The sequence below is a fragment of the Methylobacterium sp. WL120 genome (genome assembly GCF_008039465.1).
GTDB lineage: Bacteria > Pseudomonadota > Alphaproteobacteria > Rhizobiales > Beijerinckiaceae > Methylobacterium > Methylobacterium cerastii.
Map to the genome: position 1 here is coordinate 14784 of NZ_VRUT01000021.1, position 16569 is coordinate 31352.

A 16569-nucleotide genomic window follows, 5' to 3' on the forward strand; every position below is an offset into this window, starting at 1 on the left:
GCTCCGCCGGCCGGAACGCCCCTGACCCGCATCGCGGCCGAACGGCCGAGGACGAACAGCGTGACGGAACTCAACGAACTCAGCCTCGCCGAGGCGCGCGACGGCCTGAGGGCCAAGACCTTCTCCGCCCGCGAGATCGCGCAGGCGCACATCGACGCCCTGGAGAAGGCGCGCGTGCTCAACGCCTACCTGCTGGAGACGCCCGACCGCGCCCTCAAGATGGCCGAGGCGTCCGACGCGAAGATCGCCAAGGGCGAGGCCGGGCCGCTCGAAGGCCTGCCGCTCGGCATCAAGGACCTGTTCTGCACCGAAGGCGTGACCACGACGGCGGGCTCCAAGATCCTGGAGAATTTCGAACCGCATTACGAATCCGCCGTCTCCGCCAACCTCTGGCGCGACGGCGCGGTGATGCTGGGCAAGCTGAACCTCGACGAGTTCGCCATGGGCTCCTCGAACGAGACCAGCGCCTACGGTGGAGTGATCTCGCCGTGGCGGCGTACCGGGTCCGACGTGAAGATCGTCCCCGGCGGCTCGTCGGGCGGCTCGGCCGCGGCGGTCGCGGCGCATCTGTGCCTGGGCGCCACGGCCACCGACACCGGCGGCTCGATCCGGCAACCGGCCGCCTTCACCGGCACGGTCGGGATCAAGCCGACCTACGGCCGCGTCTCGCGCTGGGGTACGGTGGCCTTCGCCTCCTCCCTCGACCAGGCCGGGCCGATCGCCCGCACGGTGCGCGACTGCGCGATCCTGCTCGGCTCGATGGCAGGGCCTGATGCCCGCGACACCACCTGCGTCGACCTCCCCGTGCCGGATTTCGAGGCCGCGGTCTCGCGCGGCGTGAAGGGCCTCACCATCGGTATCCCGAAGGAGTACCGGGTCGAGGGCATGCCCGCCGAGATCCAGAAGCTCTGGGACGACGGCGCCGCCTGGCTGAAGGACGCGGGCGCGACGATCCGCGAGATCTCGCTGCCGCACACCAAGCTCGCGCTGCCGGCCTACTACATCGTCGCGCCGGCCGAGGCTTCCTCGAACCTCGCCCGCTACGACGGCGTCCGCTACGGCCTTCGCGTGCCGGGACGTGACATCGCCGCCATGTACGAGAACACCCGCGCGGCTGGCTTCGGCCGCGAGGTGAAGCGCCGGATCATGATCGGCACCTACGTGCTGTCGGCCGGCTACTACGACGCCTACTACGTCCGCGCTCAGAAGATCCGCACGCTGATCAAGCGCGACTTCGAGGAGGCCTATGCGGCGGGCGTCGACGCCATCCTGACGCCGGCGACGCCGTCCTCCGCCTTCGGCGTCGGCGAGAAGGCCTCCGCCGACCCGGTCGAGATGTACCTCAACGACGTGTTCACCGTGACTGTGAACATGGCAGGGCTCCCCGGCATCGCGGTGCCGGCCGGTCTCGACGGCCAGGGCCTGCCGCTCGGGCTGCAGCTCATCGGGCGGCCGTTCGACGAGGAGACGCTGTTCGCCACCGCCGAGGTGATCGAGCGCGCGGCCGGGCGCACCGTGCTGCCGAAGGCCTGGTGGTGACGGTCCCGTATTATCCCTGGACCGTCTGGATCTTGGCCGGGTTCGATCCGGTCCTGATCGCGGTCTGCCTCTATCTCGGCTGGTCGGCGGACCAGTTCGGCAAACTCTTCGTCGCGGTGATCGCGGGGTTCGTGGCGGCGGTGCTGTTCTCCTGGGCGGTCACCGCGATCGGCATCCCCTGGCCGGCGCCGGTCAGCCACGACGGGCCGACCTTCTTCCCGGTGCGGGTCGGCGCGGCCATCCTGTGGTCGATCCTGGGCTTCACCGCCCGAAAGATCCTGCGGCCGCACGCGCCTTGACCGGCCTGCGCACCGCCACGACACTCCGCGGCGCTCCGGCGCTTCGTTGCATGAAAGTCCGAGCATGACGGCTCCCGTGAACCCGAAGAAGCTCATCAAGGGCGCCGAGCACGACTGGGAGGTCGTGATCGGCATGGAGATCCACGCCCAGGTCACCAGCCGCTCGAAGCTGTTCTCCGGCGCCTCCACCGAGTTCGGGGCCGAGCCGAACGACCACGTCTCGCTGGTCGACGCGGCGATGCCGGGCATGCTGCCGGTGATCAACGAGGAATGCGTAGCGCAGGCCGTGCGCACCGGCCTCGGCCTGAAGGCGCAGATCAACCACCGCTCGGTGTTCGACCGGAAGAACTACTTCTACCCGGACCTGCCGCAGGGCTATCAGATCTCGCAGTACAAGGACCCGATCGTCGGCGAGGGCGAGGTCGTGGTCGACCTGCTCGACGGCGAGTCGATCACCGTCGGGATCGAGCGGCTGCATCTGGAGCAGGATGCCGGCAAGTCGCTGCACGACCAGAACCCGACCCAGAGCTTCGTCGACCTCAACCGCTCCGGCGTCGCGCTTATGGAGATCGTCTCCCGGCCGGACCTGCGCTCCTCCGAGGAGGCGCGCGCCTACGTGACCAAGCTGCGCACGATCCTGCGCTACCTCGGCACCTGCGACGGCGACATGGAGAAGGGTTCGCTCCGCGCCGACGTGAACGTTTCGGTGCGGCTGCCCGGCCAGCCGCTCGGCACCCGCTGCGAGATCAAGAACGTCAACTCGATCCGCTTCATCGGCCAGGCGATCGAATCGGAGGCGCGGCGTCAGATCGCGATCATCGAGGACGGCGGCACGATCGCGCAGGAGACGCGCCTGTACGACCCGTCCAAGGGCGAGACCCGGTCGATGCGCTCGAAGGAGGAGGCGCACGACTACCGCTATTTCCCCGACCCGGACCTGCTCCCGCTCGAGTTCGACCAGGCCTACGTCGACGCCCTCGCCGAAGGGCTCCCCGAGCTGCCGGATGCCAAGAAGGCGAGGCTCATCGCCGATTTCGGGCTCTCGCCTTACGACGCCAACGTGCTCGTCGCCGAACGGGCGTCTGCCGACTACTACGAGGCGGTGGCCGCCAAGCGCGACGGCAAGGCTGCCGCGAACTGGGTGATCAACGAGCTGTTCGGGCGCCTCAACAAGGAAGGCCTCGGCATCGAGGCGACGCCGGTCTCCGCCGACCAGCTCGGCCAGATCATCGACCTGATCGGCGAGGGCGTCATCTCCGGCAAGATCGCCAAGGACCTGTTCGAGATCGTCTGGACCGAGGGCGGCGACCCGCGCGCGGTCGTCGAGGCGCGCGGGATGAAGCAGGTCACCGACACCGGCGCGATCGAGGCGGCGATCGACGACATCGTCGCCAAGAACCCCGACAAGGTCCAGCAGGCGAAGGAGAAGCCGACCCTGCTCGGCTGGTTCGTCGGCCAGACCATGAAGGCCACCGGCGGCAAGGCCAACCCGGCCGCCGTCAACGCCCTGCTGAAGAGCAAGCTCGGGATCGACTGAGCCGCCTGCGCCCAGAGCCGGTCCGCCTTGTCACCGGCGGTCGGCGTCGGCCTCCCGCGTGGCCGGCGGATCGCCGGTGACGCGGCGGCGCAGGTCCATGAACCAGGCCGGCGGCGGTGCGCCGCCTTCGCCCACCACCACGGTCGCGGTCATGCCGGCCACCAGCGGCACCCCCGGCGGCACGTGCGCGATGCGGATGCGCACCGGCACCCGCTGCGCGAGCCGCACCCAGGTGTAGACCGGGTCGACGTTCGGCAGCCCCTGCGTGCTCGCCGCGGCGTTCGCGGTGGAGATGCCCTGCGTGATGCTCTCGACCGTGCCGCGCAGGTGGTTCGAATATCCCATCAGCGCCATCTCGGCCGGGTCGCCGACATGGATGTTCGCCATCTTGGTCTCCTCGAAATAGCCGTCGACCCAGAACGAATCCGTGTCGATGACCGAGATGTTCGAGGTGCCGGTGGTGGCGTAGTCGCCGGCGCGCAGCAGCAGGTTCGTGACCCGGCCGTTCACCGTTGATTTCACCTGCGTGCGCCCGAGGTTGGTCTTGGCCTGCGAGAGCTGCGCCTTCGCGGTCTCCAGGGCCGCCTCGGCGATCTTGGCCGTGCCGGCATATTGCTGCTTCTCCTCGACGGAGGTCGAGACCGTGGTCAGCGCCTGGCGCCGGGCCGACTGGGCGTTCTTCACCGAGAGGTCGGCCTCGCGGTTCTTCACCTCGGCTTCGGCGGAAGCGACGTTCACCTCGAAGTCGAACGGGTCGATGACGTAGAGCACGTCGCCGCGCTTCACGCTCTGGTTGTCCACCACCCGCAGCTCGACGATCTGCCCCGAGACCTGCGGCGCGATGCTCGCCACCTGGACGCGCACCCGGCCGTCGCGCGTCCACGGCGCGGTGACGTAGTACGACCACACCACGGTCGCGGCGAGGAACGCCAGCACCAGGATCACGCCGGTGGCGGCCAGGCGAAACACCTTACCGATGCGGCCGCCGCGCGCACGGGCGGGACGGTCGTCGGCCAGAGCCGGCGGATCGCCGCGGGGGGCCGCGGCATGGTCGCTCCCAGCCCGGTCACCGTTCGAGGCCTTGGGGTCGTCTTCGTCGGCCATCACAGCAACACGATCAGGAGGGCGAGGACGCAGACGTAGATCCCGGCCTCGGCGAGCGGCGGGTTGGCGACGTAGCGGCTGAAGCGGATGCGCGCGAAGACGAAGCGCAGCGCGATCAGGATCGCGAAGGCGCCCAGCGCATAGGCGACGAAGGGCGAGACCAGGATCCCGCCGATTTGCAGTTCATGACGCATGGTCGCCTTCGAGACCCTCGCGAAACCCTTCGCCTTAGAAACCCGGCATGTCGAGCCGCACGAAGAAGCGTCGATGCCGCTCGATAACGCGCGCGGCCGCCACGAGATCGGTGGCCGCGCGCGCGACCGTCATGCGCGCGCCGCGGTCGTCCGCGGGCGCGGCACGCAGGAGGTCGCGAGCTGCGTCCTGCAGGCGCCAGGCGTCGCCGCGCGCGAGCGCGTCCCGGCCCTTCGAAACCGGATCGCGCATCCCCGCGGTTCCGTCGAGCAGCCGCATCTGTGCGTGGGCGCGGGCGGCGGCCGATTCCAGCTGCGACAGGGCGAAGGCGTGGACCATCGCCATCCGGCGCACCGCGCGGCTGCCGGAGGTGTAGCCCGCGAACTGGAACAGCCGGTCGGCGTTCAGGCTGGTCCGCGTGGTCGCGTCGCCGCCTTCGCCGGCCAGGGCTTCAGCGAGCGCGCGCTTAGCGGAATCCAGCGCGAAGGCGCGATGCTGCGAGGGCGAGATCGGCAGGACCAGGCGCACCGCGAGGAACAGGATGATCGCCGCCGCGATCACCAGCGCGACGTTCATCAGGTAGGTCTGCGGATCGTAGCTCTGCGGATTCTCCGGCGCGATCAGCACCGGCGTGAACACCAGCGCGATGAAGCCGATGCCGAAGGTCGACGGATTCAGCGACAGGAAGCACGCGACGAAGACCGGAACGATCATCGCGATGGCGAGCAGCGGGAAGCCCTGGTTCCCGTTGAGGAAGGCGAACAGCACGATGCCGGCGAACAGCGACGCCAGCGGCATGCCGATCAGCACGCTGACGGCGAACTTCTTGGGGTCCGGGGCGGTGGACGACAGCGCGCAGGTGGAGGCCACCTGCACCAGCGCGAACGAGGTCTGCGGCAGGCCGGACAGGATCATGAAGGCGGCGGTGAGCCCGAAGCCGATCGCCACCCGCAACGCCGCGCGCAAGGCCACGGGAAAGTCGCGGTGCGTCGGGAGCTTCACGTCGCGCAGCGGCACATGGCCGTCGGCGAGCGCGCGCACTCCGTCGTCGGCAAAGGTCGCCGCGTTGACGAAGTCGAGGCAGCGCTGGAGCGCCACCAGTTCGTCGAGGGGGCGGCGGCCGTCCCGGACCGCCTCGTCGACGAGGTCGCGCAGCCTCGCGTCGATCCGGTCGAGGCGTGCGGCGTGCGGCTCGCCGACGCCGCCTCCGGAAACCTCGCGGCACAAGCCCAGCGCCTCCTCCGCCGCCGGGCTCGGATGGCGCAGCGCCGCCGCGGCGTTGACGGCGGCGCGGCTCGCTGCCGCCATCACGTAGAGCGCCGCGATCGCGCTGCGGGATCCGGCCGCGCGATACGGGCCGTCGTCGAGTTCGCCGGCGATCGCGCTGGCGTCGGCGCGCATCGGCGCGATCGTGCGGATGAGGGCTGCGGTGCGCAGGGGCCCGGGATCGCCTGACGTGAACGCCTCGTGGGCGAAGGCCTTGGTGCCGTCGTAGGCCGACGACAGGGTCGGCAACAGCGTGCGCCACGTGCTGGGAGAGGCGAGAGCATCGTTGATGAAGGTGATCGTGACGATCGCCACCGTGATCGCCGCAAGCCGCCCGACCGCCGCGTCGAAGGTCGTCTGCGGCGCATCGATATGCGCAAGCGCGATGATCGCGACGGTATAGCCCGAGAGCATCGCACCGTAGGCGCGGGTGTCCTGCAGGTACTGGGCGGTGAAGACGCAGAGCCCGATCCACACCGAGAAGGCGACGAGCAGCGTCACGCGGTCCTGCGCGAACAGCGCCATGAACACGATCGCCACGATGCCGCCGACGACGGTGCCGAGGAAGCGGTAGGCCGCCTTCGAGATCGCCTGCCCGCGCTTGGGCTGCGCCAGGATCGCGACGCCTGTGGCGGCGGACGACGCGCTGTCGAGCTGCAGCCAGAACGCGACGTAGAGCGCCAGCATCATGGCCAGCCAGATCCGGAAGGCGAAAGCCCAGGCGGCCGGCTTCGGCACGATCGCGTCGAGCCGGTCGATCGCGCGGTCGAGCCACGGGGCGCGCCGGGTGGCGGCCGCGCTCATCGCAGGCGCGCGCCGGGCGCGGCGGCTGTGCCGACGACGGCCTCGGCGTCGCGCGCCCGTCCGGCGATCCGCGCCTGCCACAGGCACAGCGACGGCGTGACGCCGAGCTCCATGGCCAGCGCCGCCAGCATCGTCAGCGACGGGACGCCCGTGAGCCACAGGCCGAGCAGCCGCGCGAGCCCGCCGAGCATGACGACGAGGGTCAGGAACCGGAACAGGCGTCCCTTGTCCTCGATCCCGGGGACGCAGGTGAGGAACAGGATGCCGACGCCGGTAAGCAGGCCGGAGAGATAGCGGAAATGGCTGTCCGCGGAGATGTTAGGCACGCCGCCCTCCATCCCGTTGATGCCGAAGACCACGCCGTACAATCCGGCGGCGACCGGCACGATCGCCGCCACCGCCACCACGCGCTGAAGCGCCTGCCGTTCCGTCATCATGCCGTTCGGTTACGCGTGGGCACCCGGACGCACAACCCGCAGAGCGGGCGGACGATCCGTCAGGCCTTCTCACCCTTCAGGCGCTTGTTGCACTTGCTCCAGTATTGCGGCCACTTCGGCCCCTGCGACACCTTCTCGGCGTCGGCCAGCGCCCGCCACTGGGCGCCGCAGGTCTTCTGGCGCTGGCGCGCCGCCGTCTGCCCGGAGCTCGGCGTCGCGCCCGGCTTGGCGGCGGGCGTGGCCGGCGCCGCCATCGGGGTCTCGGTCGGCTTGGCCGCGGGCGCCTCCTTGGCCGTGGCCGGCTGGGCCAGGGCCAGCGGGACAGAGAAGGCGGCGATCGCGAGGAAACGGGCGAACATGACGGCGGACCCTCCGTGGCGGCCCATCGAATCCCGATGCGGCGAACCTCACACCATCACAGCGGCAAGCGCGCCCGGGAACAAGGCCGTGCGCCTCCGCACCAACAGCCGCCGGCCCCGCCTCTCGAAATCGTGAGTGGTGGCCTGGCGCTCTTGAGTACGCGGCGAGTTCCGCGGTAGCTACCGTCGGCAGCCGAGGCCCGTCGTGTCGGCTGGCCGATCCGGCGAGAGCGAAGGCAAGCGATGGCGGCCGTGACCGGCAAACCGATCGACCTCCACACGTGGAGCACGCCGAACGGCTGGAAGATCCCGATCATGCTGGAGGAGTGCGGCCTACCGTACCGCGTCGTGCCGGTCGACATCGCCAAGGGCGAGCAGATGGCGCCCGCATTCCTTGAAATCTCGCCGAACAACAAGATCCCGGCGATCGTCGATTACGACGGACCCGGCGGCGAGCCGGTCTCGATCTTCGAGTCGGGCGCGATCCTGCAATATCTCGGGCGCAAGACCGGCCGCTTCTACCCGACCGACGAGCGCGCCCGCGTCGCGGTGGACGAGTGGCTGTTCTGGCAATGCGCCGGCTTCGGGCCGATGCTCGGCCAGACCCACCATTTCAAGATCTACGCGAAGGAGAAGATCCCCTACGCGATCGAACGGTTCACCGCCGAGACCAATCGCCTCTACGGCGTGCTCGACCGGCGGCTCGCGGACCGCGAGTACCTCGCCGGGGACTATTCCATCGCCGACATGGCGACGGTGCCTTGGGCGAAGTTCACCGGAAAGCAGGGCGTCGACCTCGGCACGCTGCCGAACGTGAAGGCGTGGCTCGACCGGGTGCTGGCGCGGCCGGCGGTGCAGCGCGGGTTGGCGGCGATCTAGCGTCGTCGGGCGGAGCACCCACCATGATGCGGGGTCCGCGCGAGGCAGCTTCGGCCTATTTCGCGGCGGGCTTGGCCGGCTTCTGCGGCGCCGGCTCTGACGCGGTGTTGGCGGCCTGCTGGTTCACGTCCGGAACCTTGGTCCAGGTCTGCGAGCCGCACAGCACCTTGAGCAGGCATCCGGAGACGGACAGCTCCGAGGCGTTCTCGCGCTCGAGGCTGACCTGATAGATCTTGCCTTCCTCGATGTTGTAGATGCTGCCCGAGAACTTCGCCTCGTCGGGCTGCAGCCCCTCGATCAGCGGCAGGCCGAGCACCGGCCGCGAGCGCTTCTTCGGATCGGGGTTCTTGATGTCGGTGCGCGGCGTGCCAGCCTCCGTGGTGGCGACCTTGAGCCAGACCACCTTGCCGCAGACCTGCGCCTGGCCGGCGCCGCAGCGGTCGATCCGGATCTTCGCGCGGCCGTCCTCCGTGAGCCAGGTGCCGGAGGGGTCCTTGCCCGCGTCGGCGTGAGCCGAGGCGAGACCGGTGAGGAGGAGGGCGGAGGCGAGGGCGAGACGCATGTGGCTTAAGCTCCGAAGCTGGCGCCTGACGGCGCGGGGCGGGTGGAGTTCGTGGCGACACTGAAGCCTTCGCATTCAGGCGAATTTTCGGCAGTGTTGCAGCCACGCCATGGCCGAGCTTGATTCGGCTTCGGGTTGAGGGCGGTGGGCGCCCCCGCTATAAGCCCGGCGCGAAAGCGATTTTCCCGGTCGCCTCAGGGCGGCTTTCTTTTCTCCCGAACGGACTGACCATGGCCACCGAGCGCACCTTCTCCATCCTCAAGCCCGACGCGACCAAGCGGAACCTCACGGGCGCGGTCAACGCGGTCATCGAGAAGGCGGGCCTGCGGATCGTCGGCCAGCGCCGCATCCAGATGAGCCAGGCCCAGGCCGAGAAGTTCTACGAGATCCACAAGGAGCGCCCGTTCTTCGGCGAGCTCGTGACCTTCATGACCTCCGGCCCGGTGGTCGTTCAGGTGCTCGAAGGCGAGAACGCCGTGGCGAAGTACCGTGAGGTGATGGGCGCGACGAACCCGGCCCAGGCTGCCGAGGGCACCATCCGCAAGACCTTCTCGGAGTCGGTCGGCGAGAACACCGTCCACGGTTCGGATAGCGCCGACAACGCCAAGATGGAGATCGCGCAGTTCTTCCAGGATTCCGACATCGTCGGCTGAAGTCCACGCAGACATCTCGGCCGAGGGTGGTCGCCGGAGCACACCGGCGACGCCTTCGACCCTGTCGAATGCCACACCGCCCGGAATGGGGGGCGGTGTGGCCGCACCGCCATTGACGAAGCGTGCGGCCAAAGAGTCCAACGGCATCGGATTTCCCGATCTCGCCAACGGACCTGCCATGACGACCCGCCGCCTGTCCCTGATCGCCGCCGGCCTGCTCTCGCTCGCCGCGACCGCCGCCCTCGCCAGCGGCTCCTCTGCGCCGTTCGAGCAGTACCAGCCCGATCCGGCGCTGCGCACGGCGCCGAAGGCGAACCTCGAAGGCCGCGTGCGCCACGCCTGCGCCGTGGTGCAGGCCCGCCTCACCAGCGCGCCGGAAGCCTCGCTGGAGCGTCCCTGCGGCTGCTACGCGAAGCAGACCATGCGCTCGCTCGACGAGTCCGAGATCGAGTCCTACCGCGCCACCGGCTACTTCAACGATTCCGCCCGCGCCAAGGCGCTGAACGCCCTCGACGCGTGCAAGCTGCAGCGCCCGGTCTGACGATCGAACGCACATTCTCCCTCCCTCGCAGAAGCCGGGAGGGAAGAGCGGTTCAGAGGCTCAACAGGGCCGCGTCGGCGGCAGCACCGTCGTCCTCGATCACCACGCGATCGCCCTGCAGCCGCGCCCCGCCGCCTGCCACCAGGGCGAGCGCCGCGGGGTAGAGGCGGTGCTCCTGCACGATCACCCGCGCGGCCAAGCTGTCGGGGTCGTCGCCGGCGCGCACCGGCACCGCCGCCTGCGCCACGATCGGGCCGGCATCGAGTTCCGGCACCACGTAATGCACCGTGCAGCCGTGGAGGCGGACGCCGGCGGAGAGCGCCTGCGCGTGGGTGTGCGTGCCCTTGAACAGCGGCAGCAGGGAGGGATGGATGTTGATTATTCGTCCGGCCCAGGCCTCGACGAAGCCGGCGGAGAAGACGCGCATGAAGCCCGCTAGGCACACCAGCTCGACCCCGGCAGCGCGCAGCTCCGCATCGAGGGCGGCGTCGAAGGTCGCCCGGTCGGGGAAGGCCCTGTGGTCGATGGCGTGCGCGGGGATGCCGACGGACCGGGCGTGAGCGAGGCCGGCGGCGTCCGGCCGGTTCGAGAGCACCAGCACGATCTCGGCCGGATAGCCCGGCGCCTTCGCCGCCTCGATCAGCGAGACCATGTTCGAGCCGCGGCCCGAGATCAGGATCGCGACGCGGGTCTTCGGCTTCGTCGCCATCAGAGCGCGAGGCGGCCGGTGAAGGTCACGGGCTCCGCGCCGCGGGCGGTGATGGCGCCGAGCCGCACCGGCGCCTCGCCGGCCTCGCCGAGCGCCTTCGACACCGCTTCGGCGCGATCCTTCGCGACGACGAGCACCATGCCGACGCCGCAGTTGAAAGTGCGCAGCATCTCCGACTCGGCGACGCCGCCCTCGCGCGCCAACCAGCCGAAGACCGGCGGCGGGCGCACCGCGTCGAGGTCGATCGCGATGCCGACGTCGTCGGGCAGAACGCGGGGCAGGTTGTCCAGGAAGCCGCCGCCTGTGATGTGGGCGAGCGCCTTGATCCCGTCCGTGGCCTTCAGCACCGCGAGCAGCGGCTTCACGTAGATCCGCGTCGGCTCGAGCAACGCCTCGCCCAGCGTCTTGCCGGTGGCGAAGGGCGCGGCCGCGTCCCAGTTGAGGCCGGTGCGCGCGACGATGCGGCGGACGAGCGAGAACCCGTTCGAGTGCACCCCGGAGGAGGGGAGGCCGAGCACCACGTCGCCGGCGCGGATACCGGGCTTCGGCAACAGCGTGCCGCGCTCGGCCGCGCCGACCGAGAAGCCGGCGAGGTCGTAGTCGGCGCCGTCGTAGAGGCCCGGCATCTCCGCCGTCTCGCCGCCGATCAGCGCGCAGCCGGCCTGCCGGCAGCCCTCGGCGATGCCGCGGACGATGTCGGCGCCGACGCCCGGCACCAGCTTGCCGGTGGCGTAGTAGTCGAGGAAGAACAGCGGTTCGGCGCCCTGGACGATGATGTCGTTGACGCACATCGCCACGAGGTCGATGCCGATCGTGTCGTGCCGGCCGGTCTCGATCGCGATCTTCACCTTGGTGCCGACGCCGTCGTTGGCGGCGACCAGGATCGGATCCTTGAAGCCCGCGGCTTTCAGGTCGAACAGGCCGCCGAACCCGCCGATCTCGGCGTCGGCGCCGGGCCGGCGCGTCGCGCGCACCAGCGGTTTGATCGTCTCGACCATCGCGTTCCCGGCGTCGATGTCGACGCCCGCATGCGCGTAGGTCAGCCCGTTCGTGGTCTCGGCCGTCATCGGCGTCCCGTTCCTGTGGTCCGCGGATGCTTTAGCCGAGTTTCGCGCCGACCGAACCCGTCGGCTCACAAGAAAACGACCCACCCGGATCGGTTCCGTGCCCCGTCGGCGCCGCCGGCAGCCTTGACCGTGCGGAGACGCCTTCCCACTGTCTCCGCTCTGTCGGGTGGGGAGGGCGTCGATGCGCGCGAGGGCTGTGATCGGTCTGGCGGTGCTCGTCGCCCTCGGAATCGTCGTCTACCTGCTGCGCGAGGTGATGCTGCCGTTCGTCGCCGGGATCGCGCTGGCCTACCTGCTCGACCCCCTGGCCGACCGCCTCGAACGCCTCGGCCTCGGACGCCTGACGGCGAGCCTGCTGATCCTGGCGATGTTCGTCGCCGGCCTGATCGTCTCGCTGCTGATCGTGGTGCCGCTCGCCGCCAACCAGGTCGCGGCCCTGGTCAACAGCCTGCCCGGCATGATCGGGCGGCTGCAGGGCATCATCGCCGAGCGCGCTGGCCCGGTGCTGCAGCGGCTCGGCGGCGCCGACGTGGTCAACGAGCTGCAAGCCTCGGTGGGGACGCTCGCGACCCAGGGCGGCGCGTGGCTGCTCGCCTTCCTCAAGTCGATCTGGTCCGGCTCGCAGGCGGTGATCTCGCTGGTCTCGCTGCTGGTGGTGACGCCGGTGGTCGCCTTCTACATCCTGATCGACTGGGACCGGATGATCGCCACGCTCGACACCTGGGTGCCGCCGCGCCACCGCGCGACGGTGCGCCGGCTCGCGGCGCAGATCGACCGCGCGATCATCGGCTTCGTGCGCGGGCAGACGCTGGTCTGCCTGATCCTCGGCACCTTCTACGCGCTCGGCCTGTGGCTCGTCGGCCTGAACTTCGGCGTCCTGATCGGCCTGATCGCGGGCTTCCTCACCTTCATTCCCTACGTGGGCACGCTGACGGGCTTCCTGCTCTCGGTCGGCGTCGCGCTGGTTCAGTTCTGGCCCGGCTCGGACTGGCTGCATCTCGGGCTGACGGTCGGGGTGTTCCTGGTCGGCCAGTTCCTGGAGGGCAACGTGATCGCGCCCAAGCTCGTCGGCGAATCGGTCGGCCTGCATCCGGTTTGGCTGATGTTCGCGCTGCTCGCCTTCGGCTCGCTGTTCGGGTTCCTCGGGTTGCTCCTGGCGGTGCCGGTGGCGGCCTCGATCGGCGTCCTCGTGCGCTTCGCGCTCTCGCGCTACCTGCAGAGCCGGCTCTACCATGCCGAGCAGCCGGTGCTGATCGAGGTGCCGCGGGCCTGAGCGGGACGCTTGACTGTCGGGCCGGCAGGGTCACCCTGGACGCCGCATGCGCGAGAACGCCCCCCCGAAGCAACTGGCCTTCGACCTTCCGCTCGATCCGCGCTACGGCCGCGAGGATTTCCTGGTCGGCACGGCCAACGAGGCCGCCTACGCGTCGATCGAGGCCTGGCCCGATTGGCCGGACACCGTGCTGGTCCTCACCGGGCCGCCCGGAAGCGGCAAGAGCCATCTCGCCTCGATCTGGGCGACGCGGGCTCATGCCTGGACCGTGTCGGCCGCCGACGTCACGGCGGAGGCGGTGACCCACTGCGTCTCGAACGGCGCCCTGGTGATCGAGGACATCGACCGCCCCGGCCGCGACGAGGCGGCCCTGTTCCACCTGCTCAACCTCGCCCGGGAGCGCAAATGCCCGGTGCTGCTGACCAGCGGCGCGGCGATCGACCAGATCGGGCTGACCGTTGCGGACCTGCGCTCGCGCCTTCGGCTCGCGCCGGGCGTGGCGATCCGCGAGCCCGACGACGCCCTGCTCCGCGCGGTGATGGTGAAGCTGTTTGTAGATCGGCAACTGGTTGTGGATCTGCGTGTGATCGACGCCCTGGCGCTCCGCATCGACCGCTCGCTCGGGCGGGCGCGGGAGGTGGTGGCCGAACTCGATCGCGACGCCCTCGGCCGCGGTCGCCGCATCACCCGGCCGCTGGCGCTGGCGGTGCTCGAACGCCTTGGCATCGTCGAAGGCGGCGAGGACGACGAAGAGGACGGCGAGGACGACTGATCGCCACGCATGGGCGGCGGTCGGCGCGCTTCGGATGCGAGGGTCGCGTGCCGACCGTCACGGCAATGTCGCATTCCGGCGGACCACCCATGTTAGGGACGCCGCGACAGGCGGCAGGTGAGGAGTGGCAGGGTTGTCGGATATCGAATCGAACGTGGACGCCCTCGATCGCGACCGGACGGACGACGTCGTCGAGGCCGGCGACGAGGCGACGCCCAAGCGCACCGTACGGCGCGCGCCGCCCGCCCGCGCCCCGCGCCGGGCCGCAGCCTCCGACACCGCCGGCGACGAGTGGCCGACCGCTGCCGAGATCCCCGAGCCGCCCAAGGCCGACGACGACAAGGCGGCGCGCGAGACTATCCTCGAAGCCGGCCGCGCCCTGCGGAACTCGCCCGAGCGCTTCGTCAACCGCGAGCTGTCCTGGCTGCAGTTCAACCGGCGCGTGCTGGAGGAGGCGGCCAACACCTCGCATCCCCTGCTGGAAAAGCTGCGCTTCCTCTCGATCTCGGCCAACAACCTCGACGAGTTCTTCATGGTGCGCGTCGCCGGCCTGATCGATCAGGTCCGCGCCGGGCTGACGCTGCCGTCGCAGGACGGCCTGTCGCCGTCCGAGCAGCTCGCCCGCATCGGCACCGGCGTTTCCAAGCTCGCCGAGGACCAGCAGGCGCGCTGGCGGGCTTTGCGCGAGGAGCTCGACGGCGTCGTCGCCCTCGTCGAGCCCGACGCGCTGCGGCCGGAGCACGCGGCGTGGCTGGAGGAGTACTTCCTCAACCACGTCTTCCCGGTGCTGACACCGCTGGCGATCGACCCGGCCCACCCGTTCCCGTTCATCCCCAACCTCGGCACGACCATCGCGCTGATGTTGACGCGGCCGCGCGACGGGCGGGTGCTGCGCGCACTGATCCGCATGCCCGGCGTGCTCGACCGGTTCGTGCGCCTACCGGCGATCGAGGACGACACGGTCGCGCGCTTCATCGCCATCGAGCAGGTGATCGTGCTGTTCACCGGGCGGCTGTTCCCGGGCTACCTCGTGAAGGGGCAGGGCGCCTTCCGGGTGATCCGCGATTCGGATCTCGAGATCGAGGAGGAGGCCGAGGACCTCGTCCTGCATTTCGAGACCGCGCTGAAGCAGCGCCGCCGCGGCATCGTCATCCGCCTCGAGGTCGAATCCGGCATGCCGGAGGACCTGCGCAGCTTCGTCTGCGACGAGCTTGAGATCGGCGCGGACGCGATCTTCATCGTCGAGGGCATGCTGGCGCTGAACGAACTGTCGCAGATCGTCGGGATCGACCGTCCCGACCTCAAGTTCAAGCCCTACAACCCACGCTTCCCGGAGCGCATCCGCGAGAGCGGCGGCGACGTGTTCGCGGCGATCCGCCAGAAGGATTTCTGCGTCCACCACCCCTACGAGTCGTTCGATTCGGTGGTGCAGTTCCTGGCGCAGGCCGCCCGCGACCCGAACGTCGTGGCGATCAAGCAGACGCTGTATCGCACCTCCTCCAACTCGCCGATCGTCGCGGCGCTGGCGGAGGCGGCCGAGCTCGGCAAGTCGGTGACGGCTTTGGTCGAGCTGAAGGCGCGCTTCGACGAAGAGGCCAACATCCGCTGGGCGCGCAACCTCGAGAAGGCCGGCGCGCAGGTGGTGTTCGGCTTCGTCGAGCTGAAGACCCACGCCAAGCTGTCGATGGTGGTGCGGCGCGAGGGCGACAAGCTCGTCACCTACTGCCATGTCGGCACCGGCAACTATCACCCGATCACCGCGCGCATCTACACCGACCTGTCGTTCTTCACCGCCGACCCGGCGGTGGCGCGCGACGTGTCGCGGATCTTCAACTTCATCACCGGCTACGCCGAGCCGGCGCAGCTGGAGCGGATGTCGGTCTCGCCGCTCACCGCCAAGGCGCGGCTGCTCGCCGACATCGAGGCGGAGGCGGCGCATGCCAAGGCCGGGCGCCCGGCTGCGATCTGGATCAAGTGCAACTCGCTCGTCGACGCGCAGGTGATCGATGCGCTCTACGACGCCTCTCAGGAGGGCGTGCAGATCGACTGCGTCGTCCGCGGCATCTGCTGCCTGCGGCCGGGCGTTCCGGGCCTCTCTGAGACGATCCGCGTCAAGTCGATCGTCGGGCGCTTCCTGGAGCACGGGCGCATCTACGCCTTCGGCAACGGCGTCGGGCTGCCCCACCCGAAGGCGACGGTCTACATCTCCTCGGCCGACCTGATGAGCCGCAACCTCGACCGCCGCGTCGAGTCCCTGCTGCCGATCAGCAACCCGACGGTCCATCAACAGGTTCTCGACCAGATCATGCTGGCCAACCTCCTCGACAACCGCCAGAGCTGGCGTGTACTGGCATCCGGCGGCGCCGAGCGTATCCACCCCGCCGATGGCGAGGAACCGTTCAACGCGCACAAGTACTTCATGACGAACCCGAGCCTGTCCGGCCGCGGCAAGTCGTCGAAGAAGTCGAGTCCGCGGGCCCTCAGCCGTCGCGCACAGCGGGGCTGATCGTCCGGCCGCCGGACGGATACATGGATCGGGCGGCGCGGATCGTGCCGCCGGATCGGTCAGACGTGCG

At 70.0% G+C, this 16569-nt stretch carries 17 protein-coding genes; 9 read left to right on the plus strand and 8 right to left on the minus strand.

Features of this window, described 5'->3' with window-relative positions; translation table 11 throughout:
- Positions 1-60 precede the first annotated feature (60 nt).
- The 3 genes from gatA (at position 61) to gatB (ending at position 3375) form a co-directional block, all read left to right on the plus strand.
- Complete coding sequence (gene gatA, locus FV229_RS06565; RefSeq protein WP_147751190.1) at positions 61-1539, plus strand: Asp-tRNA(Asn)/Glu-tRNA(Gln) amidotransferase subunit GatA; 1479 nt, start codon at positions 61-63, stop codon at positions 1537-1539.
- Positions 1536-1838, plus strand: coding sequence for a hypothetical protein (locus FV229_RS06570; protein ID WP_147751215.1), 303 nt, complete (start codon positions 1536-1538; stop codon positions 1836-1838). The genes gatA and FV229_RS06570 overlap by 4 nt, the downstream gene beginning before the upstream one ends.
- 64 nt (positions 1839-1902) lie before the next feature.
- Complete coding sequence (gene gatB / locus FV229_RS06575) at positions 1903-3375, plus strand: Asp-tRNA(Asn)/Glu-tRNA(Gln) amidotransferase subunit GatB (RefSeq protein WP_147751191.1); 1473 nt, start codon at positions 1903-1905, stop codon at positions 3373-3375.
- Positions 3376-3405: 30 nt separating this feature from the next.
- Here the strand turns inward: gatB and FV229_RS06580 are convergent, their stop codons facing one another.
- From FV229_RS06580 to FV229_RS06600, 5 genes are read right to left on the minus strand one after another with little or no spacing between them, the layout of a single operon-like run.
- The gene (locus FV229_RS06580; RefSeq protein ID WP_147751192.1) at positions 3406-4479 is read right to left on the minus strand and encodes an HlyD family secretion protein; all 1074 of its coding nucleotides are present in this window, start codon (positions 4477-4479) and stop codon (positions 3406-3408) included.
- Positions 4479-4673, minus strand: a complete 195-nt coding sequence (locus FV229_RS06585; RefSeq protein ID WP_147729829.1) for a DUF1656 domain-containing protein — start codon at positions 4671-4673, stop codon at positions 4479-4481. Before FV229_RS06585 ends, FV229_RS06580 begins: the two co-directional genes overlap by 1 nt.
- A 34-nt stretch (positions 4674-4707) precedes the next feature.
- A complete protein-coding gene (locus tag FV229_RS06590) occupies positions 4708-6741 on the minus strand; it encodes an FUSC family protein (RefSeq protein WP_147751193.1) in 2034 nt (677 codons plus the stop codon).
- The gene (locus FV229_RS06595) at positions 6738-7178 is read right to left on the minus strand and encodes a DUF4345 domain-containing protein (protein ID WP_147751194.1); all 441 of its coding nucleotides are present in this window, start codon (positions 7176-7178) and stop codon (positions 6738-6740) included. The genes FV229_RS06590 and FV229_RS06595 overlap by 4 nt, the downstream gene beginning before the upstream one ends.
- Positions 7179-7237: 59 nt before the next feature.
- Positions 7238-7537 (minus strand): hypothetical protein, encoded by a 300-nt coding sequence (locus tag FV229_RS06600; RefSeq protein ID WP_147751195.1) that lies wholly within the window; start codon positions 7535-7537, stop codon positions 7238-7240.
- A 243-nt stretch (positions 7538-7780) separates the two neighbouring features.
- On the opposite strand from FV229_RS06600, the gene FV229_RS06605 reads away from it, so the two are divergent.
- Positions 7781-8416 carry a glutathione S-transferase N-terminal domain-containing protein gene (locus FV229_RS06605; RefSeq protein WP_147751196.1) on the plus strand — a complete coding sequence of 212 codons (636 nt, stop codon included), beginning with the start codon at positions 7781-7783 and terminating at the stop codon, positions 8414-8416.
- A gap of 55 nt (positions 8417-8471) precedes the next feature.
- On the opposite strand, the gene FV229_RS06610 is transcribed toward FV229_RS06605, so the two are convergent.
- Positions 8472-8978 carry a DUF2147 domain-containing protein gene (locus FV229_RS06610; protein ID WP_147751197.1) on the minus strand — a complete coding sequence of 169 codons (507 nt, stop codon included), beginning with the start codon at positions 8976-8978 and terminating at the stop codon, positions 8472-8474.
- Positions 8979-9208: 230 nt separating this feature from the next.
- Here FV229_RS06610 and ndk point away from each other — a divergent pair, with 230 nt between their 5' ends.
- Together ndk and FV229_RS06620 are read left to right on the plus strand one after the other, a co-directional pair.
- Positions 9209-9631, plus strand: a complete 423-nt coding sequence (gene ndk / locus FV229_RS06615) for a nucleoside-diphosphate kinase (protein WP_147726086.1) — start codon at positions 9209-9211, stop codon at positions 9629-9631.
- A gap of 178 nt (positions 9632-9809) precedes the next feature.
- Positions 9810-10172: a hypothetical protein gene (locus FV229_RS06620; RefSeq protein WP_147751198.1), complete on the plus strand. Its 363-nt coding sequence runs from the start codon at positions 9810-9812 to the stop codon at positions 10170-10172.
- A 52-nt stretch (positions 10173-10224) separates the two neighbouring features.
- Here FV229_RS06620 and purN read toward each other — a convergent pair whose 3' ends face one another.
- Both purN and purM read right to left on the minus strand, forming a co-directional pair.
- Entirely contained in the window at positions 10225-10881 is a 657-nt protein-coding gene (gene purN / locus FV229_RS06625; RefSeq protein ID WP_147751199.1) for a phosphoribosylglycinamide formyltransferase, read from the minus strand.
- Positions 10881-11948: a phosphoribosylformylglycinamidine cyclo-ligase gene (purM, locus tag FV229_RS06630; protein ID WP_147751200.1), complete on the minus strand. Its 1068-nt coding sequence runs from the start codon at positions 11946-11948 to the stop codon at positions 10881-10883. The genes purN and purM overlap by 1 nt, the downstream gene beginning before the upstream one ends.
- A 181-nt stretch (positions 11949-12129) precedes the next feature.
- Here purM and FV229_RS06635 point away from each other — a divergent pair, with 181 nt between their 5' ends.
- The 3 genes from FV229_RS06635 (at position 12130) to FV229_RS06645 (ending at position 16499) form a co-directional block, all read left to right on the plus strand.
- A complete protein-coding gene (locus tag FV229_RS06635; protein WP_147751201.1) occupies positions 12130-13221 on the plus strand; it encodes an AI-2E family transporter in 1092 nt (363 codons plus the stop codon).
- A 46-nt stretch (positions 13222-13267) separates the two neighbouring features.
- Positions 13268-13993 carry a hypothetical protein gene (locus FV229_RS06640; RefSeq protein ID WP_147751202.1) on the plus strand — a complete coding sequence of 242 codons (726 nt, stop codon included), beginning with the start codon at positions 13268-13270 and terminating at the stop codon, positions 13991-13993.
- 133 nt (positions 13994-14126) lie between these two features.
- Positions 14127-16499: an RNA degradosome polyphosphate kinase gene (locus tag FV229_RS06645; protein ID WP_147751203.1), complete on the plus strand. Its 2373-nt coding sequence runs from the start codon at positions 14127-14129 to the stop codon at positions 16497-16499.
- Positions 16500-16569 lie beyond the last annotated feature (70 nt).